This is a genomic window from Umezawaea sp., from assembly GCF_057122925.1.
The window spans coordinates 44,357-69,879 of sequence record NZ_DBNGPQ010000050.1 but is presented as its reverse complement, the minus strand read 5'-3'; the positions used below and the strand labels follow the sequence as shown (position 1 = coordinate 69,879).

Genomic DNA, 25,523 nt, shown 5'->3' with positions numbered 1-25,523 from the left:
GCTGGACGTCGGCCTCGGTGAGGTCGGCGCCCATGCCGTCCTCGGTGACCCACAGGCCCCACGCGATCGAGGTCGCGGGCAGCCCGTTCGCCCTGCGGCGCTGGGCCAGCGCGTCCAGGTAGGCGTTCGCCGCGGCGTAGTTGCCCTGGCCCGCCGCCCCGAAGACGCCGCCGGTGGAGGAGAAGAGGACGAACGCGGCCAGGTCCAGGTCGCGGGTCAGCTCGTGCAGGGTGGTCGCCGCGTCGACCTTCGGCCGCAGCACGCGGTCGACCTGGTCGGCGGTCAGCGACGTGATCGTGGCGTCGTCGAGCACACCGGCGGTGTGCACGACGGCGGTCAGCGGGTGCTCGGCGGGAACACCGGCCAGCAGCGCGGTCACGGCGTCGCGGTCGGCCACGTCGCAGGCGACGAAGTCCACCACGGCACCCCTGGCCGTGAGCCGGTCGCGCAGGTCCTCCGCACCGGGAGCGGCCAGGCCGCGCCTGCTGGTGAGCACCAGGTTCCGGATGCCGTGCTCCACCACCAGGTGCTCGGCGACCAGTCCGCCGAGGGTGCCGGTGGCACCCGTGACGAGCACCGTGCCGTTGGTGTCGAGCGAGGTGGGATCGACGGCCGCGGCGGCCCTGGCGAGCCGGGGCGCGAACGCGGTCCCGCCGCGCAGGGCCAGTTCCGGTTCGCCCGCGGCGAGCGCGGCGGTCAGCGCCAGGGAGGAGCTGTCCTCCTCGTCCAGGTCCACCAGGGCGAACCGGCCGGGGTTCTCGGCCTGGGCCGAGCGGACCAGGCCGCGAGCGGCGGCACCCGCGAGGTCGAGCACGTCGTCGTCAGCGCCGACGGCCACCGCACCCCTGGTGACCAGCACCAGGTGGCGGTCGTCGTTGGCGTCGTCGGCGAGCCAGGTGCGGAGCAGGTCGAGCACACCGGTCGTGGCGGCGCGGACCGAGGTGTCCTGGCTGGCGACGAAGGACGCGAACACCACGTCGGCGTCCTCCTGGACCAGCGTGACGCCTGCGGATTCGAGGCGGGCGCCGACCTTCAGCTCGTCGTCGCCGAGCACCGCGTAGGTGACGCCGGCGGGCGGCGTGCCGGGCGTGACCGAGGTCCACTCGACCCGGTACAGCGACTCGACGTGGATCGGGGCGCCCGCGAGCTGGTCGGCCGAGATGGCCCGCAGCGCGAGGGACTCCACCGACGCCACCGGGGCTCCGGTGGCGTCGGCGAGCTGGATGGCCACCGACTCGCCGGTCGCGGAGAGCTTGACCCGCAACGACGTCGCGCCGGTGGAGTACAGCCGCACCCCGCTCCAGGCGAACGGCAGGAGGCCGTCACCGGAGGCCAGGCCGCCCACGCCGATGGCGTGCAGCGCGGAGTCGAGCAGCGCCGGGTGGACGCCGTAACCCCCGGAGTCCGCGCCGGTGCCCGATTCCTTCGTGGCGGGGAGTGCGACCTCGGCGAACACGTCGTCACCCAGTCGCCACGCGGCGCCGAGGCCCTGGAACAGCGGCCCGTAGCCGAACCCGGCGACCGCGAAGCCGTCGTAGACGCCGTCCACGTCGATCTTCTCGGCACCCGTCGGCGGCCACTGCGCCAGGTCGAAGGACGGGACGTCCGACTCCACCAGCGAACCGGTGGCGTGCCGGGTCCAGGACTCGTCGCCGGTCCTGCTGTGCAGGGCGAACGGGCGGGCGCCGGACGCGTCGGGAGCCCCGACCACGGCCTGGAGCTGCACGGACCCGGTCCTCGGCAGGACCAGCGGCGACTGGAGGGTCAGCTCGTCGATCGCGCCGCAGCCGACCTGGTCCCCCGCCCGCAGGGCGAGTTCCACGAAGGCCGTTCCGGGCAGCAGGACCACGTCGTGGACCTCGTGCTCGGCGAGCCACGGGTGGGTGTCGAGGGAGAGCCTGCCGGTGAACAGGAACCCGTCCGCGTCGGCCAGCGGCACGGCCGCGCCGAGCAGCGGGTGGTCGGCCGACGAGAGCCCGGCCGAGGAGACGTCGACCATCGTGGCCGCGTCCTCCAGCCAGTACCGCGAGGTCTGGAACGCGTAGGTGGGCAGCTCGACCTGGCGCGTGGCGCGACCGGCGAAGAACGCCCGCCAGTCGACGTCGACGCCGTGGACGTGCAGCTCGGCGAGCGCCGTGGTCAGCGTGGCGACCTCGGCGCGGTCCTTGCGCAGCACCGGGACGGCGGTCACGTCGGCCTCGGCGGCCATCGCCGTGAGGACACCGTCCGGGCCGACCTCCAGGAACGTCGTGACGCCCAGGCGGGTCAGCTCGGTGAGCGAGTCGGCGAACCGGACCGCGTCGCGGACGTGGGCGACCCAGTGCTCCGGGTTCGTCACGTCGCCGAGCATCGGGACGCGCGGCGTGGAGTAGGTCAGGCCTTCGGCGACCGCGCGGAACTCGTCCAGCATCGGGTCCATCAGCGGCGAGTGGAACGCGTGCGAGACCTTGAGGCGCTTGGTCTTCACGCCCTGACCCGCCAGTTCTCCCGCGACCGCGAGGACGGCGTCCTCGTCACCGGCGATGACCACCGAGCGCGGCCCGTTGACGGCGGCGATGGAGACGCCCTCGGTGAGCAGCGGCAGCACCTCGGACTCGGCGGCGCGGACGGAGATCATCAGACCGCCGGTCGGCAGGGCCTGCATGAGCCGACCGCGGGCGCCGACCAGCGTGGTGGCGTCGTCGAGCGAGAGCACCCCGGCCACGTGGGCCGCGGCGAGTTCACCGATGGAGTGGCCCGCCAGGTGGTCGGCGTGCACGCCCCAGGCCTCCAGCAGGCGGTACAGCGCGACCTCGACGGCGAACAGCGCGGGCTGCGTCAGACCGGTCTGGTCGAGGGCGTCGGCGTCGTCGCCGAACACCGTCTCGCGGACCGGGGCGTCGAACTTCGAGCAGACCTCGTCGAAAGCCTTGGCGTAGACCGGGAACGCCTCGTGCAGCTCGCGGCCCATGCCGAGCCGCTGCGAACCCTGACCGGTGAACAGGAAGGCCGTCTTGCCGGACCCCTCCGTGCCGCCGGTGATCGCGTCGAACGCGGCCAGCTTGCCCAGCAGTTCGGTGCGGGACTCGGCGACGAACGCCGCGCGGTGCTCCAGTGCGGCCCGGTGGGTGGCGAGCGTGCCCGCCGCCTCGACCAGGTCCAGCTCCGGGTGCGCCGCGAGGTGGGCGTGCAGCTGAACGGCCTGAGCCTTCAGGGCTTCCCCACCCCGAGCCGAGAGCAGCACCGGGACGACCTGTTCGGTGATCGTCGGTTCGGCCACCGCGACGGCTTCGGGCGCCTGCTCGATGATCGTGTGGGCGTTGGTGCCGGAGATGCCGAACGAGGAGACGGCGGCACGGCGGGGGCGGCCGGTCGACGGCCACTCGCGCGCCTCGGTCAGCAGTTCGACCTCGCCCGCGCTCCAGTCGATGTGCGGGGACGGGGCGTCGACGTTGAGGGTCTTGGGCAGCACGCCGTGGCGCATGGCCTGCACCATCTTGATGACGCCCGCGACACCGGCGGCGGCCTGCGTGTGGCCGATGTTGGACTTGATCGAGCCGAGCCACAGCGGCTCGTCACCGAGGCGCTCCTGGCCGTAGGTGGCCAGCAGGGCCTGGGCCTCGATCGGGTCACCGAGGGTGGTGCCGGTGCCGTGCGCCTCGACCACGTCGATCTGGTCCGCCCCCAGGCGGGCGTTGGCGAGGGCCTGCTTGATGACCCGCTGCTGCGACGGCCCGTTCGGGGCGGTGAGGCCGTTGGAGGCACCGTCCTGGTTGACCGCGGTGCCGCGCACGATGGCGAGCACCGGGTGGCCGTTGCGGCGCGCGTCGGACAGCCGCTCGACGAGCAGCAGGCCCACGCCCTCGCCCCACGCCGTGCCGTCGGCGCCTGCCGCGAACGACTTGATGCGGCCGTCCTCGGCCAGACCGCGCTGGCGGCTGAAGGAGGTGAACGTGCCGGGCGACGGCATCACCGTGACACCGCCTGCCAGCGCCAGGTCGCACTCACCCGAGCGCAGGGCCTGGACCGCGAGGTGCAGTGCCACCAGCGAGGACGAGCACGCGGTGTCGACCGTGACGGCCGGGCCCTCCAGGCCGAACGTGTAGGCGACGCGGCCGGAGATGACGCTGGCGGAGTTGCCGGTGCCGACGAAGCCCTCGACCTCCTCCGGGATCAGCGTGAGCCGGGAGGCGTAGTCGTAGTACATGACGCCGGCGAAGACGCCGGTCTTGCTGCCGCGCACCGAGGTCGGGTCGATGCCCGCCCGCTCGAACGTCTCCCAGGAGGTCTCCAGCAGCAGGCGCTGCTGGGGGTCGGTGGCCAGCGCCTCGCGCGGTCCCATCCCGAAGAACGCCGGGTCGAACTGCGCGGCGTCGTGCAGGAAGCCGCCTTCGCGGGCGTAGGTCGTGCCGGGGGTGTCCGGGTTGGAGTCGAACAGGTTCTCCAGGTCCCAGCCGCGGTCGGTCGGGAACGGCGAGATGCCGTCGTTCCCGGCCACCACGAGGTCCCAGAGCTGCTCGGGGGTGCGGATGCCGCCGGGGTAGCGGCAGGACATCGACACGATGGCGATCGGCTCGTCGTCGGCGACCTTCGCCGCGCGGACCTCCGCGGCCGGGGCCTCGACCGCGCCGAACAGCTCGGTGACCAGGTGGTCGGCGAGCGCTCCGGCGTTCGGGTAGTCGAAGACCAGCGTGGCGGGCAGGCGCATCCCCGTGACGGCGTTCAGGCCGTTGCGGAGTTCGACCGCGGTGAGCGAGTCGAAGCCCAGTTCCTTGAACGCGCGCCCGGCGTGGACGGCGTCCGGCGAGTCGTAGCCGAGGACGGCGGCGACCTGCGTGCGGACCAGCTCCAGCACCGCGCGGTGCCGCTCGGGGCCGACCAGGTCGGCCAGGCCGAGGCGGGACGCGGTGTCCGCGGCGCGGACGGCGCGGCGGGCCGGGCGGACCAGGCCCTGGAGGATCGCGGGGATCACCGGGTGGGTGCGCAGGACCGCGAGGTCCAGGTGCACCGGCACCAGGTGGGCCTCGTCGGTGGCCAGCGCGGCGTCGAACAGCGCCAGGCCGTCGGCGGCGGACAGGGTGCCGATGCCACCGCGGGCGGCGCGGTCGGAGTCGGTGCCCATGCCGGTGTCGGTCTGCCACAGGCCCCACGCCAGCGAGGTGGCCGCGAGGCCGTTCGCGCGGCGGTGGTGGGCCAGGCCGTCGAGGGTGGCGTTGGCGGCGGCGTAGTTCGACTGGCCCGCCGTGCCGTAGGTGCCCGACAGCGAGGAGAAGAGGACGAACATCTCCACGTCGCCGACCAGCTCGTGCAGGTGGCGGGCGGCGTCGGCCTTCGGCGAGGCGACGGCGGCGATCCGGTCCGGGGTCTGCGCCTCGAACGTGCCGTCGTCCAGCACACCGGCGGTGTGCACGACGCCGGTCAGCGGGCGCTCGGCCGGGATGCCGTCGAGCAGCCGCTCCAGGGCGGCGCGGTCGGACACGTCGCACGCGGCGAACGTGGCCACGGCGCCGAGCCCGGCGAGTTCGGTGGCCAGCTCGGTCGTGCCGGGCGCGTCCTCGCCGCGCCTGCTGACCAGCAGCAGGTTCGTGACGTCGTAGCGCGTCACCAGGTGCTTGGCGACGAGGCCGCCGAGCGCCCCGGTGGCGCCGGTGATCAGTACCGTGCCGGTCGGGTCGAGCGCGGGCGCTGCCCCCACGGCCGGAGCCACGCGCCCCAGACGCGGCGCGCGGGCCTCGCCGTCGCGGAGTGCCAGTTGAGGGGCCCCCGGAACCAGCGCGTGGGACAGCACACCGCGGGAAGCCTCCTGACCGTCGAGGTCGAGCAGCACGAACCGTTCGGGGTGCTCGGTCTGCGCCGAGCGGATGAGGCCCCAGATCCCGGCCGCGGCCAGGTCGGTGACGTCCTCGCCCGCCGTCGACACGGCACCCCTGGTGACGAACACCAGCTTCGACTCGGCGAACCGGTCGTCGGCGAGCCAGGTCTGGGCGAGGGTGAGGGCTTCGGACGCGTCGGCCGGGGACACCAGGACCGCGTCCGGCACGTCGACGAGAGCGGCGAGGTCGTCGTCCAGCTCGGTGAACGACACCGTCGCGTCGGTGGTGGGGACGGCGACCCAGTCGACCTTGAACAGCGAGTCGGTGGTGGTCTTGACGGCCACCTGGTCGGCGGAGACCTGGCGCAGCACCAGCGACTCGACCCGTGCGACGGGGGCGCCGGTCACGTCGGCCACGTCCAGGGTGATGCCGTCGTGCTCGCCGCGCGACAGCTTCACCCGCAGTGCGCCCGCGCCGACGGCGTTCAGGGAGACGTCGGTCCAGGCGAACGGGATGCGCACGACGTCGGTGTCGGGCAGCAGACCGCCGAGCCCGGCGGCGTGCAGCGCGGAGTCGAGCAGCGCCGGGTGGATGCCGAAGCCGGTGGCGTCGGCCACCTCGACCTCGACGAACACCTCGTCGTCGCGCAGCCAGGCGGACTTGAGGCCCTGGAACGCCGGGCCGTAGCCGTAGCCGGACTCGGCCAGCGCGTCGTAGAAGCCGGTCAGGTCGACGGCCTCGGCGTTCGCGGGCGGCCACTCGGCCAGGCTGTTCCGCACGGCGGTACCGGTGGAGAGGGAGCCGCTGGCGTGCCGGGTCCACGGGCCGTCGGCGACGCTGGAGTGCACCTGGAGCGCGCGGCGGCCGTTCTCGTCGGCGGCGGCCACGGTCAGCTGGAGCGCCACGTCGCCGTGCTCGGGGATGGCCAGCGGGGCTTCGAGGGTCAGCTCCTCCAGCAGGTCGAGGCCGACCTGCTCGGCCGCGTGCAGCGCGAGTTCCACGAACGCGGTGCCGGGCACCAGGATCGAGCCGAGGACGACGTGGTCGGCGAGCCACGGCTGGGCCGCGGTCGACAGGCGACCGGTGAGGACCAGCCCGTCGCCGTCGGCCAGCGACAGGGCCGCGCCGAGCATCGGGTGGTCGACGTCCCGCAGACCGATCGCGGACACGTCGGCCCAGCCGCGGGCGGGCTGCGGCCAGAAGCGCTCGCGCTGGAACGCGTAGGTGGGCAGCTCGACCCGGCGGGCGCCGGAACCGGCGAAGTACGCGGCCCAGTCGACCCGGTTGCCGAGCGCGTGCAGCGAACCCAGCGCGCGGACCAGGGTCGGGGCTTCGGGGCGGTCTGCCCGCAGGGCGGGCACCAGCACGGCGTCGGTGACGCTGTCCGCGCCCATCGCCGTCAGTACCGCGTCCGGGCCCAGCTCCAGGAACGTCGACGCGCCACGGGATTCCAGCGTCGTGACGGTGTCGGCGAACCGGACCGCCTCGCGGACGTGGCGGACCCAGTACTCCGGGTTCGTGACCTCGCCCAGCATGGCGATGGTCGGTTCGGTGAAGGCCAGCTTCGCGACCACCGCGCGGAACTCGTCCAGCATCGGGTCCATCAGCGGCGAGTGGAACGCGTGCGACACGGTCAGGCGCTTGGACTTCCGGTCGGCGAACTGGGCGACGACCCGCGCGACCGCCTCTTCCTCGCCTGCGACGACGACCGAATCGGGACCGTTGATCGCGGCGATCGACACGGTGTCGGTGAGGTGGGGCGTGACGTCGGCCTCGGTGGCCTGCAACGCGACCATCGCGCCGCCCGCCGGGAGGGCCTGCATGAGCCTGCCGCGGGTCTCGACCAGCTTCGCGGCGTCCTCCAGGGTGAGGACACCGGCCACGTGGGCGGCGGCGATCTCGCCGACGGAGTGGCCGCCGACGAAGTCGGGACGCACGCCGAACGACTCGACCAGCCGGTACAGCGCCACCTCCAGCGCGAACAGTGCGGGCTGGGTCGTGCCGGTGCGGGTGAGGGCGTCGGCGTCGACGCCGAACACGGCCTCGCCGATCGGCTGCTCGAAGTGCGAGCACACGGCGTCGAACGCGTCGGCGAACACCGGGAACGCGTCGTACAGCTCGCGACCCATGCCGAGGCGCTGTGAACCCTGTCCGGTGAACAGGATGGCCAGTCGGCCTTCGGCGGCGGTGCCGCGGACGAGCGAGGCGTCCCGGTCGCCGCGCACCAACGCCGTCAGGCCCCGGACCAGATCGGCCTGTTCCCCGACGACGACCGCGCCGTGCTCCAGGTGGGCGCGGGTGGTCGCGGCGGAGAACGCCGTGTCGATCAGGTCGGCGGTGGTGTGGTCGAGGTGGTCAAGCATGCGCTCGGCCTGGTCCACCAGGGCTTCGGGGGTCTTCGCCGACAGCACCAGCGGCAGCACCGGCGGAGCGGTGCGCTCGAGTGCCCCACCGACGAGCTGGGAAGGAGCAGGACTTCCGAAGCCGCTGTTCGCGGCTTCGGGGGCCTGCTCGATGATCGTGTGGGCGTTCGTGCCGGAGATGCCGAAGGACGACACCGCCGCGCGGCGCGGGCGGCCGGTCTCGGGCCACTCGCGGGCCTCGGTCAGCAGTTCGACCGCGCCGGAGGTCCAGTCGACCTTCGGGGACGGCTCGTCGACGTGCAGGGTCTTGGGGGCGACGCCGTTGCGGATCGCCATGACCATCTTGATGATGCCGCCGACACCGGCCGCCGACTGGGCGTGGCCGATGTTGGACTTGAGCGATCCCAGCAGCAGCGGGGTTTCCCGGTCCTGGCCGTAGGTGGCGAGCACGGCCTGGGCCTCGATCGGGTCGCCGAGCACCGTGCCGGTGCCGTGCGCCTCGACCACGTCGACGTCCGAGGTGGACAGACCGGCGTTGGCGAGGGCCTGGCGGATCACGCGCTGCTGCGACGGGCCGTTGGGGGCGGTGAGGCCGTTGGAGGCACCGTCCTGGTTGACCGCCGAGCCGCGCACGACGGCGAGCACCTGGTGGCCGTTGCGCTGGGCGTCGGACAGCCGCTCGACGAGCAGCATGCCGACACCCTCGCCCCAGCCCGTGCCGTCGGCCGAGGCCGCGAACGCCTTGCAGCGGCCGTCGGTCGCGAGACCCCGCTGGCGGGAGAACTCCACGAACGTGCCGGGCGTGGACATGATCGTCACGCCGCCCGCGAGCGCCATCGTGCACTCGCCGCTGCGCAGCGCCTGGGCGGCGAGGTGCAGGGCGACCAGCGACGAGGAGCAGGCGGTGTCGACCGTGACGGCCGGGCCCTCCAGGCCGAAGGTGTAGGACACGCGGCCGGAGGCGACGCTGGTGATGTTGCCGGTGCCGAGGTAGCCCTCGACGTTGTCGCCGCCCGCGACCAGCAGGGCGGAGTAGTCCTGGTTCGCGGTGCCCGCGAACACGCCGATCTGCTCGCCGCGCAGCGAGGTCGGGTCGAGGCCTGCCCGCTCGAAGACCTCCCACGAGGTCTCCAGCAGCAGCCGCTGCTGCGGGTCCATGGCCAGCGCCTCGCGGGGCGAGATGCCGAAGAACGCCGGGTCGAACTGGCTGATCCCGGTCAGGAACCCGCCCTCCACGACGTAGGAGGAGCCCTGGCTGTCGGGGTCGGCGTCGAACAGCGCGTCGGCGTCCCAGCCGCGGTCGCTCGGGAACGGCGAGATCGCGTCGCGGCCCTCGGCGACGAGCTGCCACAGCTGCTCGGGCGACGAGACGCCACCGGGGAAGCGGCAGGACATCGCGACGATCGCGATCGGCTCGTCGTCCAGCGGGGTGTTGGCGGTGATGGTGTCGAGCACCGCGCCCGCGCCGCCGAACAGGGTGTCCAGGTGCTCGGCGAGCACGGCCGGGGTCGGGTAGTCGAAGACCAGCGTCGCGGGCAGCGACAGGCCGGTCTCGGCGGTGAGCTTGTTGCGCAGCTCCACGGCGGTCAGCGAGTCGAAGCCCAGCTCGCGGAACGGCCGCGTGCTGGTGATGTCGTCGCCGGAGGCGTAGCCGCAGACGATCGCGGCCTGCCGGCGCACCAGGTCGAGCAGCGCGCGGGAGCGGTCCGACGCCGACAGCGCGGAGAACTTCGACGTGCTGGGCGCGTCCTGCGCCGGGGCCGCGTCCAGCGCCGCGCGGACCTCGGGGAGGTCGCTGATCAGCGGGCTGGGGCGCAGCGTCGTGAAGACCGGGGCGAACAGCGACCAGTCGATGTCGGCGACCGCCACGGCGGTGTCGTCGCAGCGGATCGCCTGGCGCAGCGCGGTGAGCGCGGCGTCGGGGTTCATCGCGGTGACGCCGCGGCGGCGGAGCTGCTCCCCCGCGTCGCCGGTGGCCATGCCCGCCTCGGCCCACGCGCCCCAGGCCACCGACAGCGCGGTGAGGCCACGGGCGCGGCGGGACTCGGCCAGCGCGTCCAGGTAGGCGTTCGCGGCGGCGTAGGCGGACTGGCCGCCGCTGCCCCACGTGCCCGCGATCGAGGAGAACAGGATGAACGCGTCGACCTCGCCGACCAGCTCGTCCAGGTTCCGCGCGCCGTCGACCTTCGGGGCCAGCAGCGCGGCGAAGTCGGCCTGGTCGTACTCGGCGAGCGGCGTGAACTGCTCGGCGCCCGCGGCGTGGACGACGGCGTTCGGCGGGAACTCCGCGACCAGCGCGGCCACGGCGTCGCGGTCGGCGACGTCGCAGGCGGCGAGCGTCACGCGGACACCCGTCGCTTCGAGGGAAGCGGCCAGTTCGGTGGCGCCGGGCGCGGTCGCGCCCCGACGCGAGGTGAGGACCAGGTGCTCCGCGCCTGCCTCCGCCAGCCAGTGGGCCACCCGCGCGCCAAGTGCGCCGGTGCCCCCGGTGACGAGCACGGTCCCACGCGGCGCGAAGCCCCCTGCAGCCTCAGCGGTCCGCCCGTGCGCCAGGCGGCGGGCGAAGACGCCCGAACCGCGCAGAGCCACCTGGTCCTCGGTTCCGGCGAGCACGGCGGCGACCCGCTCGTACCCGCGCTTGTCGAGCGTCTCGGGGAGGTCGATCAGACCGCCCCAGCGGTCCGGGTGCTCCAGCCCCGCGACCAGTCCCAGGCCCCAGATCGTGGCCTGGTCGGGGTTGTCGACCACGTCCGCGCGGCCGGTGGTGACCGCGCCCCTGGTCGTGCACCACAGCGGCGCGGAGATCCCGGCGTCGCCGAGCGCTTGCACGAGCGCAAGCACCTCGGCGACGTCCGTGCAGGTGGAGAGCACCCCATCGACCTCGCCGACGGTCTCCAGCCCGGTCACCAGATCCGCACGGTCCGCCGAGGCGGCGATGCGGACGATCTCGACACCCGGCAGTGCCAGGTCCTCGGAGCCGACCAGCAGCCAGCGGCCGGACGCGGTGGCCGCGCCGGGCGTCGTGTGCCGCCACTCGATCCGGTAGCGCCAGCCCTCCACGGTGGACTCGCCACGGCGTTCGCGGCGCCACTGCGCCAGTGCGGGCAGGACGGTGCCGACGGTCTCGCCGTCCAGGGACAGCGAGGTGGCCAGCGACTCCAGGTCCTCGCGCTCGACGGCGTCCCAGAAGCGGGCCTCGACCTCGTCCACCTCGGCGGTGATCGCCGGGCGCTCCAGCCAGTACTGCTCGTGCTGGAAGGCGTAGGTGGGCAGGTCGACCCGGCGGGCGCCGGTGCCCGCGAAGAACGCGGTCCAGTCGACCTTGACGCCGCGGGCGTGCAGCGCGCCGAGCGCCGTGACGATCGAGCGGGCTTCCGGGCGGTCCTTGCGCAGGCCCGCGACCAGGGCGGCGTCCTCGACGCTGTCCGCGGCCATCGCCGTGAGCACGCCGTCCGGGCCCAGCTCCAGGAACGTCTTGACGCCCTGGGCCTCGAGGGTCGTGACGGTGTCGGCGAACCGGACGGTGCCGCGGACGTGGCGGACCCAGTGCTCCGGGTCGGTCACGTCGCCGAGCAGCGGGATCGTCGGCGCGGAGAAGGTGAGCCGGGAGACGACCTGGCGGAAGTCCTCCAGCATCGGGTCCATGAGCGGCGAGTGGAACGCGTGCGACACGGCCAGGCGCTTGGACTTCCGGTCGGCGAAGTGCGCGAGCACCTGCTCCACGGCGGCTTCGGTCCCGGCGACGACCACGGAGTTCGGGCCGTTGACCGCCGCGATCGAAACGTCGTTGCCGATGAGCGGCAGGACCTCGGCCTCGGTGGCCTGGATCGCGACCATCGCGCCGCCGGTCGGCAGCGCCTGCATCAGGCGGCCACGAGCCGAGACGAGCGTCGCGGCGTCCTCCAGGGTGAGGACACCGGCCACGTGGGCGGCGGCGATCTCGCCGATGGAGTGGCCGCCGACGGCGTCGGGCTTCACGCCCCACGACTCGACCAGCCGGTAGAGCGCCACCTCCAGGGCGAACAGCGCGGGCTGCGCGTTGCCGGTCTGGTTCAGGGCGTCGGCGTCGACGCCGAAGACGATCTCGGCGACCGGCGCGTCCAGCACGGCGCACGCGGCGTCGAACGCCTCGGCGAACACCGGGTAGGAGTTGTACAGCTCGCGGCCCATGCCGAGGCGCTGCGAACCCTGGCCGGTGAACAGGATCGCGGTCCTGCCCTGCACCACCGTGTCCCGCACGGCCAGGGACTTCAGGCCGGACAGCAGTTCGTCGGTGTCGGCGGCGACCACGACGGCCCGGTGCTCCAGGTGGGCGCGGGTCGTGGCGGCGGAGAAGCCGAGGTCGGTCAGGTCGACGGAGTCCGCGATCGACTCCAGGTTCGACGCCTGGCCCAGCAGCGCGTCCGCGCTCTTGGCCGACAGGACGACCGGCGTGACCGGCGGGGAAGCCTTGGTCCCACCGACGGGCCGGGAGGGACCAGGACTTCCGAAGCCGCTGTTCCCGGCTTCGGGCGCCTGCTCGATGATCGTGTGGGCGTTGGTGCCACCGATGCCGAACGAGGAGACGCCCGCGCGGCGCGGGTGGCCGGTCGTCGGCCACCCGACCTGCTCGGTGATCAGCTCGACGTCACCGGCGGTCCAGTCGACCTGCGGGGTCGGCGCGTCGGTGTGCAGCGTGCGGGGCAGGACGCCGTGGCGCATGGCCAGCACCATCTTGATGATGCCCGCGACACCGGCGGCGGCCTGCGTGTGGCCCAGGTTGGACTTCAGCGCGCCGAGCAGCAGCGGGCGCTCGCGGTCCTGGCCGTAGGTGGCCAGCAGCGCCTGCGCCTCGATCGGGTCGCCCAGCTTCGTGCCGGTGCCGTGGCCCTCCACCACGTCGACGTCCTGGGTGGACAGTCCGGCGTCGGCGAGCGCGGCCTTGATGACCCGCTGCTGCGACGGACCGTTCGGGGCGGTCAGGCCGTTGGACGCGCCGTCCTGGTTCACGGCGGAGCCGCGCACCAGCGCGAGCACCTGGTGGCCGTTGCGCTGTGCGTCGGACAGCCGCTCCACGAGCAGCAGGCCGATGCCCTCGGACCAGGTGGCGCCGTCGGCGGCGGCGGCGAACGGCTTGCAGCGGCCGTTGGGGGCCATGCCGCCCTGGCTGGCGAAGTCGACGAACGTGCCGGGGGTCGCCATGACGGCGACCCCGCCGACCAGCGCCATGTCGCACTCGCCGCTGCGCAGCGACTGCGTGGCCACGTGCAGCGCGACCAGCGAGGAGGAGCAGGCCGTGTCGATCGTGACGGCCGGGCCCTCCAGGCCGAAGGTGTAGGAGACGCGGCCGGACGCGACGCTGCCGGAGTTGCCGGTGCCCAGGTAGCCGGACACCTCCTCCGGGATCGTGGTCAGGCCGTTGACGTAGTCGTGGTACATCAGGCCGGTGAACACACCGGTCTTGCTGCCGCGCAGCGTGGCCGGGTCGATGCCCGCGCGCTCGAACGTCTCGTAGGAGACCTCCAGCAGCAGCCGCTGCTGCGGGTCCATCGCGACGGCCTCGCGGGGCGTGATGCCGAAGAACGCGGAGTCGAACGAGCTGGCGTTGTGCAGGAACCCGGCCTCGGTCGAGTCCAGCGCCTGGCGCAGCAGGTCGAGGTCCCAGCCGCGGTCGGTCGGGAACGGCGAGATCGCGTCCACGCCGTCCGTCATGACCTGCCACAGGTCCTCCGGCGAGGCGATGCCGCCGGGGAAGCGGCAGGCCATCGACACGATGGCGAGGGGCTCGTCGGTGTTCTTGCGGGCGGCGGGCTTCGCGACGACCTCGGCGGGCACGGTGCCGAGCAGTTCGCCGCAGAGGAAGTCGGTGAGCACGGCGGAGGTCGGGTAGTCGAACACCAGCGTCGCGGGCAGGCGGAGGCCGGTCGCGGCGGAGAGCTGGTTGCGGAACTCGACGGCGGTCAGCGAGTCGAAGCCCAGCTCCTTGAACGCGCGGCTCGCGTCCACCTCGGAGCCGGAGCCGTAGCCGAGCACGGCGGCGACGTAGGCGCGGACGATCTCCAGCACCTCGGGCAGCCGCTCGGCCTCGGGCAGCGCGGCCAGCCGACCGGCGAGACCCGCGACGGCGGCCTCGTCGGCGGCGGTCGCCCTGCGGCGGGTGGTGGTGCGGACGAGCCCGCGCCACAGGCGGGGCACGGAGCCGTCGGCGGCCTTGAGGGCGCTCAGCGTGACGCGCACCGGCAGCAGCAGGTCGTCGCCGGTGGTGAGCGCGGTGTCGAACAGCGCCAGACCCTCGGCGTCGGTCAGCGCGCTGAACCCGCCGCGCGACAGGCGGTCCTGGCCACTGGAGCCCATCGCGCCGGACATGCCGCTTGCGCGCTCCCACAGGCCCCAGGCCAGCGAGACGCCGGGCAGCCCGAGGGCGCGGCGGTGAGCGGTGAGGGCGTCGAGGAACGCGTTCGCGGCGGCGTAGTTGCCCTGGCCGGGCGAGCCGAGCACGCCCGCGGCGGAGGAGAAGGAGACGAACAGCGCCAGGTCGTCGTCGGCGGTGAGGTCGTGCAGGTGCCAGGCGGCGTCGACCTTGGGCCGCAGCACGGCGTCGACCCGCTCCGGCGTCAGGGAGGCGAAGATCCCGTCGTCGAGCACACCGGCCGCGTGCACGACGCCCGCGAGGCGGTGCCCGGTCCGGATGTCGGCCAGCACGGCGGCGAGCGCGTCGCGGTCGGCGGCGTCGCAGGCGACGATCCGGGCGTCGGCGCCCAACCCGGCCAGCTCGGACAGCAGGTCGGCGGCGCCGTCGGCGTCCGGGCCGCGGCGGGAGGTCAGGACCAGGTCGCGCACGCCGTAGGCGGTGACGAGGTGCTTGGCGAGCAGCGCGCCCAGTCCGCCGGTGCCGCCCGTGACGAGGACCGCGCCGTCGACGACGGGGGCCTCACCGGCGGGAACGGCCCTCGCCAGACGGGGAGCGAGCACGACGCCGTCGCGGATGACGACCTCGGACTCGTCGGCGGCGAGCGCGATGCTCAGCGCCGACTCCGACGACGGCAGGCCGTCGGTGTCGACCAGCAGGATGCGGCCGGGGTTCTCCGACTGCGCGGAGCGGACGAGGCCGCGGGCCGCGGCGGCGGCGAGGTCGAGCACGTCCTCACCGCTCGTGGAGACGGCGTTGGAGGTGACCAGCACCAGGCGTTCGGCGTGGTCGCCGCCCAGCCACTCCTGCACGAGCTGGAGCACGGAGTGCGCGGTGGAGTGGACCGAGTCGACGTCGTTGGTGCCGCGCACCGGGATGACCACGGCGGGCGACTCGTCGTCGGCACCGTCGGTGACCGGGATCCAGGTGAGCGTGAACAGCGACTCGGAGGTCGTGGAGCGGACGGCGCTGAGCTGGTCGGTGGAGATCGCCCGCAGGACCAGGGATTCCACGGACGCGACCGGCTGGCCCGCGCCGTCGGCGACGAGCAGCGAGACGGCGTCGGTGCCCGCGCGGGTGATGCGGACCCGCAGCGCGGTGGCACCGGCGGCGACCAGTTCGACGCCGCTCCAGGAGAACGGCAGCCACGGGCCGTCGGCGGAGCTGAGGAACTCGCCGTGCGCGATGGCGTGCAGCGAGGCGTCCAGCAGCGCGGGGTGCAGGCCGAAACCGTCGACGTCGGTGCCCTCGGGCAGCGCGGCCTCGGCGTAGACGGCGTCGCCGTCGCGCCACACCGCGCGCAGGCCCTGGAACACCGGGCCGTAGTGCAGGCCACCGGCCGCGAGGGCCTCGTAGAGACCGTCCAGGTCGACGGACTCCGCGCCCGCGGGCGGCCACGTCGTCAGGTCGGCCCGCTCGCCGAGCGACGACGGCGCGAGGGTGCCGGTCGCGTGCCGGACCCAGGCGCCCTCGTCCTGGCGGGCGGAGATGGTGAACGAGCGGCGGCCGGACGGGTCGGCCTCGGCGACGGCGACCTGGAGCTGCACGGCCCCGTGCTCGGGCAGCACCAGCGGCGCCTGCACGGTCAGCTCGTCCAGCAGCGCGCAGCCGACGTGGTCGGCGGCGCGGATCGCGAGGTCCACGAACGCGGTGCCGGGCACGAACACCAGGCCGGACACGACGTGGTCGGCGAGCCACGGGTGGGTGCCGACGGACACGCGGCCGGTGAACACCACACCGCCGTCGTCGTCGGACAGGTCCACGACCGCGCCGAGCAGCGGGTGGTCGGCCTCGCCGAGACCGGCGGCGGTGACGTCCACGACGGACGAGGTGCCGCCGATCATCCAGTAGCGGCGGTGCTGGAAGGCGTAGGTGGGCAGCTCGACGGCGCGGGCGCCGGAGCCGTCGAACAGCGCGGGCCAGTCCACGGGCAGGCCGCGGACGTGCGCCTCGGCCAGCGACGCGAGGAAGCGGCGGAGGCCGCCCTGGTCGCGGCGCAGCGACCCGAGGGCGAGACCGGTGACCTCGGCGTCGTCGAGCATGTCCTGCACCGGCATGGTGAGCACCGGGTGCGGGCTGACCTCCACGAACGACCGGAAGCCCCGGCCGATCATGTCCTCGACCGTCGGGGCGAAGACGACCGTGCCGCGCGCGTTGCCGTACCAGTACTCGGCGTCCAGCTCGGCGCCGTCGACCAGTTCGCCGGTCACGGAGGAGAACATCGGGATCGTGGTGGCGCGCGGGGTGATCGGCGCGAGCGCGGCCAGGACCTCGTCACGGATGATCTCCACGACCGGCGAGTGCGAGGCGTAGTCGACGCGGATGCGCCGGGCGCGCAGGCCCTCGGCCTCCAGCTCGGCGACCAGGCGGTCCAGCACCTCGGGCTCGCCGGAGAGCGTGACGGAGCGCGGGCCGTTGATGGTCGCGATCGTCACGCCGTCCACGCCGGCGATCCGCTCGCGCAGGTCGGCGAGGGGCAGGCCGACCGAGGCCATGCCGCTCTTGCCCGCCAGGGCGATGAGCGCCTTGCCGCGCAGGGCGACCACGAGGGCGGCGTCCTCCAGGGAGAGCGCGCCCGCCACGCACGCGGCGGCGATCTCGCCCTGCGAGTGGCCGATGACGGCGTCGGGCTTGATCCCGTGGGACTGCCACAGCGCCGCGAGCGACACCATGACGGAGAACAGCGCGGGCTGCACGACGTCCACGCGGTCGAGGCCCGGCGCGCCGTCCTCGGCGCGCAGCACGGCGGTCAGCGACCAGTCGACGTGCGCGGACAGGGCCTGCTCGCACTCGGCGATGCGGGCGGCGAACACCGGGGAGGAGTCGAGCAGCTCACCGGCCATGCCCGCCCACTGCGAACCCTGGCCGGGGAAGACGAAGGCGGTCTTGCCGCGCACGTCGGCGGTGCCGCGCACGAGGTCGGTGACGGGGCCGTCCTCGGCGAAGGCGCGCAGGCCCGCGGCCAGCTCGGCGCGGTCGTCGCCGACCAGCACGGCGGCGTGGTCGAAGCGGGAACGCCTGGTGGCCAGCGAGTAGGCGACGTCGGTCAGGTCGACGTCGTCCTCGATCAGGGCGACGAGCCGGGCGGCCTGGGCGCGCAGCGCGTCGGACGTCTTGGCCGACAGCAGCAGCGGGACGACGGGGAGCGGCTTTCGCTCAAGAGTCCCCACGACGGGCTGGGAAGGATCAGAACTTCCGAAGCCGCTGTTCGCGGCTTCGGGCGCCTGCTCGATGATCGTGTGGGCGTTGGTGCCGCTGATGCCGAACGACGAGACGGCGGCGCGGCGCGGGCGGCCGGTCTCGGGCCACGGCGTGGTCTCGGTGACCAGCTCGACGGCTCCGGAGGCCCAGTCGACGTGCGGGGTGGGGTTCTCGGCGTGCAGGGTCTTCGGGACGACGCCGTTGCGGATCGCCATGACCATCTTGATGACACCGGCGACACCGGCGGCGGCCTGGGCGTGGCCGATGTTGGACTTGAACGAGCCCAGCAGCAGCGGGGTCTCGCGGTCCTGGCCGTACGCGGCGAGCAGCGCCTGCGCCTCGATCGGGTCGCCGAGCTTGGTGCCGGTGCCGTGCGCCTCGACGGCGTCCACATCGGACGGTGAGAGCCTGCCGGAGGCCAGCGCCTGCGCGATGACGCGCTCCTGGGCGAGGCCGTTGGGGGCGCTCAGGCCGTTGGACGCGCCGTCCTGGTTGATGGCGGAGCCGCGCACGATCGCGAGGACCCGGTGGCCGTTGCGGCGCGCGTCGGACAGCTTCTCGACGGCGAGCATGCCGACGCCCTCGGCCCAGCCGGTGCCGTCGGCGTCGGCGGAGAACGCCTTGCAGCGGCCGTCGGTGGACAGGCCGCGCTGGCGGGAGAACTCGACGAACATGCCGGGGGTCGCCATGACCGCGACACCGCCCGCGAGCGCGAGCGTGCACTCGCCGGAGCGCAGCGCCTGGATGGCCCAGTGCAGCGCGACCAGCGAGGAGGAGCACGCGGTGTCGATCGTGACGGCCGGGCCCTCCAGGCCCAGGGTGTAGGAGATGCGGCCGGACGCGACGCTGGTGGCGTTGCCGGTGAGCAGGTAGCCCTCGACGCCGTCCTCGGCGTCGGCGGTCTCGGCGGCGTTGCCGTACTGGTACTGGGCGGCGCCGACGAACACGCCGGTCTGGCTGCCGCGCAGGGTGTGCGGGTCGATGCCCGCGTGCTCCAGCGTCTCCCACGACGCCTCCAGCAGCACCCGCTGCTGCGGGTCCATCGCCAGGGCCTCGCGGGGGCTGATGCCGAAGAAGTTCGCGTCGAACTGGGCGGCGTCGTGCAGGAAGCCGCCGTCGGCCACGTACGCGCTGCCCGCGGCCTCCGGGTCGTCGTCGAGGTTCAGCTCCCAGCCGCGGTCGCCCGGCATGCCGCCGATCGCGTCACCGCCGGACTCCACGAACCGCCACAGCTCGTCGGGGGACGACACACCGCCGGGAAAACGACAGCCCATGCCGACGATCGCGATGGGCTCCTGGCCCTCGCGGTCGAGCTCGCGCAGCTTCCGCTTCGCGTCGTCGAGCTCGCTCGTCACCTTTCGCAGGTAGGCGAGGACCTTGTCTTCGTTGGCCATTCGAGTCGTCTCCTCTACAGCGGTGCAGGCGGGTTGGGGGTGATCACGAGGAGCTGAGGTTGTTGTCGATGAAGTCGAACAGCTCGTCGTAGCCCGCCTCGTCCAAAGTGGCCTTTCCGGCGCTCTCCTCCGAGGAGCCGCCGTTCCACTTGGCCAGCACGCGCTGCAACCGGCTGGTGATCTTGGTGCGCATCGGGTCGTCCGCGCCGACCTCGCCGAACGCGAGTTCCAGGCGGTCGAGGTCGTCCAGGAGCGTCGCGGCCGTGCTGTCGTCGCCCGCCAGCTCCACGCGCAGGTGGGCGGCCAGCTCGATCGCGTTGGGGTAGTTGAAGACCAGCGTCGCGGGCAGCTTCACGCCGGTGGCGGCGCTGAGCGTGTTGCGCAGCTCCACCGCCGACAGCGAGTCGAAGCCGAGTTCCTTGAACGCCAGCGTGGGCTTGATGTCCAGCGCCGACTCGTAGCCGAGCACGGTCGCGACCTGCCCGACCACGAGGTCCAGCAGCAGTTCGTCCTGCTCGGCCTTGGTCCTGCCCGCGAGCCGCTGCGACCAGGAGGCCGGTTCGGCCTTGCCCGCGGTGGTGGCCGCCGCGCGCCGGGCCGGGGCACGGACCAGGCCGCGCAGCAGCGGGTGGACCTCACCCGAGTCGCGCAGCGTCGCGAGGTCCAGCTTGACCGGCGCGAGCAGGGCGTCGTCGGTGGCGCGGGCCAGGTCGAACAGCGCCAGGCCGTCGGCCGCGGCCAGCGCGGGCATCCCCGAGCGGGCCATGCGGGCGAAGTCCGCGTCGGACAGCGTCGAGCCCATGCCCGCGGTCTGGTCCCACGGGCCCCAGGCCAGCGAGACCGCCGGGAGGCCGCGGTGGCGGCGGTGCACGGCGAGCCCGTCGAGGAAGGTGTTGGCCGCGGCGTAGTTCGCCTGCCCCGCACCGCCGAACAGGCCGGAGGACGAGGAGAAGACGACGAACATCGCCAGGTCCGCGTCGGCGGTCAGCTCGTGCAGGTGGGCCGCGGCGTCCGCCTTCGGGCCGAGCACGGCGGACAGCCGCTCCGGGGTGAGCGAGTCGAGGACGCCGTCGGCGAGCACGCCCGCCGCGTGCACCACGCCGGTCAGCGGGTGCTCGATCCCCTTGAGCAGGGCCGCGACGGCGGCGTGGTCGGCGACGTCGCACGCCGCCAGGTCGACGGTCGCGCCGAGGCCGATCAGCTCGTCGGCCAGTTCGCGGGCGCCGGGGGCGTCCGCGCCGCGGCGGGAGGTCAGGACCAGGTGCTGCACACCGTGCTCGGCGACGAGGTGCCGGGCCACGAGCGCGCCCAGTCCCCCGGTGCCGCCGGTGATCAGCACCGAGCCGTTCGGGTCGAGCGGGGTCGGGATGGTCAGCACGACCTTGCCGGTGTGCTTGGCCTGGCCGAGGAAGCGGAACGCCTCCGGGGCGCGGTGGACGTCCCACGTCGTCACGGGCAGCGGCGACAGCGAGCCGTCGGCGAACCAGCCGTGCAGGCGGGTCAGCAGCTCGCCGATGCGGTCCGGTCCGGCCTCGATCAGGTCGAACGCGGTGTACTCCACGTCGAGGTGCTGCCGGGCGACCTCGTCGGGGCGCCGCACGTCGGTCTTGCCCATCTCCAGGAACCGGCCGCCGTGGCCCTGCGCCAGCAGGCGCAGCGAGGCGTCCACGAACTCGCCGGACAGGGCGTTGAGGACGACGTCCACGCCCCGGCCGTCGGTGGCGATGGTGAACTCGTGCTCGAAGTCGGTGGTGCGGGAGGAGGCGATGTGGTCGTCGGCGATCCCGGCGGCCCGCAGCGCGTCCCACTTGCCCTTGCTCGCGGTGCCGTAGACCTCGGCGCCCAGGTGCTTCGCGATCTGGGTGGCGGCCATGCCGACACCACCGGCGGCGGCGTGGACGAGGATCGACTCGCCGGACTTGAGGCCGCCCAGGTCCTCCAGGGCGTAGAGCGCGGTGAGGAACACCAGCGGCACGCCCGCGGCCTGGGTGAACGACCAGCCGTCCGGGATCGGGCAGACCTTGCGGCGGTCGGCGATCACGACGGGGCCGAACGCGGCGTCGACCATGCCCATGACCCGGTCGCCGACGGCGAGGTCGTCCACACCGGGACCGACCTCCAGCACGACGCCCGCGCCTTCCAGGCCCATGATCCCGGCGTCGCCGGGGTACATGCCGAGCACGTTCATCACGTCGCGGAAGTTGACGCCCGCGGCGCGCATCGCGATGCGGACCTCGCCGGGCTCCAGCGCCGACTCGGCGTGGGGCCAGGGGATGGTGGTGAGGTTGTCGACCGTGCCGGGGGCGGTGAAGTCCAGGCGCCAGGCGGAGTCCGTGGCGGAGGGGGCGATCGAACCCGAGTTCGCGCGGACCAGGCGCGGGGCGTACAACGTGCCCGCGCGGACCGCGACCTCCAGCTCGTTCGCGCCCAGCACGGCGGGCAGGACCGCGTCGAGCGCGGCCACGTCGTCCAGGTCCACCAGCACGATCGCGCCGGGGTGCTCGGACTGCGCGGAGCGCACCAGGCCGGACGCCGAGGACTGGGCGGGGACGGTGACGTCCTCGCCGGGCAGCGCGGCGACGGCGTGGCTGGTCACGACGACCAGCACGGACTCCTCGGTGCGCTCACCGTCCACGAAGGACTTGAGTCCCGTGAGCAGTTCCGCGGTCACGGTGTGCACGTCGGCCGAGTCGGCGACGTGCAGGATCGTCACGTCCTCCACCGACGCGGCCTCGGTGGTCACCGGCGTCCAGTCGACCCGGTAGAGCGAGTCGGTGCCGCCGCCCGCTCGGGTGAACTGCTCGCCGCTGATCGGGCGCAGCACCAGCGAGTCGACGCGGGCGACCGGTGAACCGGTGCCGTCGGCGACGTCCACCGAGATGCCGTCCCCCTGCGGCGACGGGGAAACGCGGGCGCGCAGCGTCTCGGCCCCGGCGGCGAACAGGCTCACGCCGGTCCAGGAGAACGGCAGCGACGCCGGGCCGCTCTGCTCCTGGGCGTCGCCGTCGGCGATGCCCAGGGTGTGCAGGACGGAGTCGAGCAACGCCGGGTGGACGCCGAACGCGCCCGCCCGACGCTGTTCCGCCTCGGGCAGCACGACTTCGGCGTACACGTCGCCGCCGCCGCGCCAGGCGTTCACCAGCCCGCGGAACACCGGGCCGTAGCGCAGACCGCCGACGGCGAGGTCCTCGTAGAGGCCGGTCAGGTCGAGGGGAACGGCTCCGGCGGGCGGCCACTGCGCCAGCTCGAACGCGGGGGCCGTGGTCTCGTCGGTGAGGACGCCGGTCGCGTGCACGACCCACGCGGCGTCGTCGTCATCGGTGCGGGAGTAGACGGTGATCATCCGGCGGCCGGGCTCGGCGTCCAGCTCGACGTGCAGGCTGATGCCGCCCTGGGCCGGGACGACCAGCGGGGCCTGGAGCAGCAGCTCCTCCAGGTGGCCGCAGCCGACCTGGTCGCCCGCGCGGATCGCCAGCTCCACCAGCGCGGTGCCGGGCACGACCACGTTGTCCGCGACGACGTGGTCGGCCAGCCAGGCGTGCGTGGCGACCGAGAGGCGCGCGGTGAACAGCACGCCGCCGTCGGGCATCGGCAGGACCGCGGCGAGCAGCGGGTGCCCGGCGGCCGACAGGCCCGCGGAGGTCACGTCGCCGACCGAGCCGTTGTCCTCCAGCCACAGGCGCTGGCGGTCGAACGCGTAGGTCGGCAGGTCGACGCGGCGGGCGCCGGTGCCGTCGAAGTAGGCGGCCCAGTCGATCCGGGTGCCCCGCACGTGCAGCGCGGCGAGCGCGGTGGTGATGGCCGAGACCTCGGGGCGGTCCTTGCGCAGCGCCGGGACCAGCACGGCCTTCTCGACGCTGTCGGCGCCCATCGCGGTGAGCACGGCGTCGGGGCCCAGCTCCAGGAACGTCGACACGCCCTGGCCTTCCAGCGTGCGGACGGCGTCGGCGAACCGGACCGCGTCGCGCACGTGGGAGACCCAGTGGTCGGCGGAGCACAGCTCGACGGCGGTCGCGACCCGGCCGGTGGCCGTGGAGACGATCGGGATGGTGGGCGAGGAGTAGGTCAGCCGCGCCGCCACCGCGCGGAAGTCGTCGAGCATGGCGTCCATGTGCGCCGAGTGGAACGCGTGGGAGACGCTGAGCCGCTTGGACTTCCGGTCCGGGAACCGGGCGACCACCGCGAGGACGGCGTCCTCGTCGCCCGCGAGGACGATCGAGTCGGGGCCGTTGACCGCGGCAATAGAAACGTCGTTACCAATGACCGTGAGGACTTCCTCCTCGGTGGCCTGGAGCGCCACCATCGCGCCGCCGGTCGGCAGCGCCTGCATCAACCGGCCACGCGCCTCGACCAGCGTCGCGGCGTCCTCCAGGGACAGGACACCGGCCACGTGGGCGGCGGCCAGCTCGCCGATCGAGTGCCCGGCCAGGAACTCCGGCCTCACGCCCCACGACTCGACGAGGCGGTAGAGCGCCACCTCGATCGCGAACAGCGCGGGCTGGGTCGTGCCGGTCCGGTCCAGCGCGGCGGCGTCGTCGCCGAACACCGCCTCGCGCACCGGGCCGTCGAACTCGGCGCACACGGCGTCGAAGGCTTGCGCGAACACCGGGAACGCGTCGTGCAGCTCGCGGCCCATGCCGAGCCGCTGGCTGCCCTGCCCGGTGAACAGGACCGCGAGGCCGCCGTCGGTGACGGTGCCGCGCTGGAGGTTCGCCGCCGCGCCGCCGTCGACCAGCGCGTCCAGGCCGGCGTGCAGGGCGGGGGCGTCGGCGCCGACCACGACCGCGCGGTGGGCGAGCGCGGTGCGGGTCGTCGCCAGGGAGAAGGCCACGTCGTCGAGGTGGGGGTCGGCGGCGGCGAGGTGGTCGCGCAGGCGGCGGGCCTGCTCGCGCAGCCCGTCCTCGGTGCGCGCGGCCAGCAGCCACGGCAGCACCTCGCGGCCCGCGCGCCGGACCTCGACCGGCTCGGCGGCGGGCGCCTGCTCGATCACGACGTGGGCGTTGGTGCCGCTGACGCCGAACGACGAGACGCCCGCGCGGCGCGGGTTGCCGGTCTCGGGCCACGGGCGGGCCTCGGTCAGGATCTCCAGCGAACCCGCGTCCCAGTCGACCTGGTGCGACGGCTCGTCGGCGTGCAGCGTCCTGGGAGCCAGACCGTGGCGGATGGCCATGACCATCTTGATGACGCCCGCGACGCCGGCCGCGGACTGGGTGTGGCCGATGTTGGACTTGAGCGAGCCCAGCAGCACCGGGCGCTCGCGGTCCTGGCCGTAGGTGGAGAGGATGGCCTGCGCCTCGATCGGGTCGCCGAGGCGGGTGCCGGTGCCGTGGGCTTCCACCACGTCCACGTCGGCGGGGGCCAGACCGGCGTTGGCCAGGGCCTGGAGGATCACCCGCTGCTGCGACGGGCCGTTGGGGGCGGTCAGGCCGTTGGACGCGCCGTCCTGGTTGACCGAGCTGCCGCGCACGACCGCGAGGACCTCGTGGCCGTTGCGCCGCGCGTCGGACAGCTTCTCGACGAGCAGCAGGCCGACGCCCTCGGACCAGCCGGTGCCGTCCGCGTCGTCGGAGAACGCGCGGCAGCGGCCGTCCGGGGAGAGCCCGCCCTGCTTGCCGAACTCGGCGAACACGGCGGGGGTGCTCATCACCATGACGCCGCCCGCGAGCGCGATGGAGCACTCGCCGTTGCGCAGCGCGGTGGCGGCGAGGTGCAGCGCGGTGAGGGAGGAGGAGCAGGCGGTGTCGACCGTGACGGCCGGGCCTTCGAGGCCGAACGTGTAGGAGAGGCGGCCGGACAGGACGCTGGGGGCCGCGCCCGTGAGCAGGTGGCCCGCGACCTCGTCGGGGACCTCGGTCAGGCCGATGCCGTAGCCCATGGCGCTGCCACCGATGAACACACCGGTCTGGCTGCCGCGCAGGGACCTGGGGTCGATTCCGGCCCGCTCGAACACTTCCCACGTCGTTTCCAGCAGCAGCCGCTGCTGGGGGTCCATGGCCAGTGCTTCACGCGGGGAAATTCCGAAGAACGCGGGCTCGAAATCGGCCGCGTCATAGAGGAACCCGCCACCCTCCACGGCGAAAACACCGTTTTCGGTGCCCCAGCCGCGGTCGTCGGGGAGCGGGGAAATGGCGTCGCCGCCGGACTCGACCAGCCGCCACAGATCCTCGGGCGAGCGGACACCGCCGGGGTAACGGCAGCTCATCGCCACGATCGCGATCGGCTCCTGGTTGCCTTCCTCCAACTCCTGAAGACGCTGCCGGGTGGTCTGGAGATCCGCCGTCACCAGTTTGAGATACTCCCGGAGCGTGTCTTCATTCGCCATTTAAGAGCACCTCTTCGCTACGGACGACAGGGTTTCTCCGGCGCAGGAGAATGAGATCGTCGT

At 73.8% G+C, this 25,523-nt stretch carries 2 protein-coding genes; both read right to left on the bottom strand.

Translation table 11 applies throughout. The features are described from left to right. A partial coding sequence (locus AC156L_RS11045) for a type I polyketide synthase (RefSeq protein ID WP_484406793.1) occupies positions 1 to 19,138 on the bottom strand: 19,138 nt, incomplete at its 3' end. 43 nt (positions 19,139 to 19,181) lie between these two features. Further along, the gene (locus AC156L_RS11040; protein ID WP_414719888.1) at positions 19,182 to 25,421 is read right to left on the bottom strand and encodes a type I polyketide synthase; all 6,240 of its coding nucleotides are present in this window, start codon (positions 25,419 to 25,421) and stop codon (positions 19,182 to 19,184) included. Positions 25,422 to 25,523 lie beyond the last annotated feature (102 nt).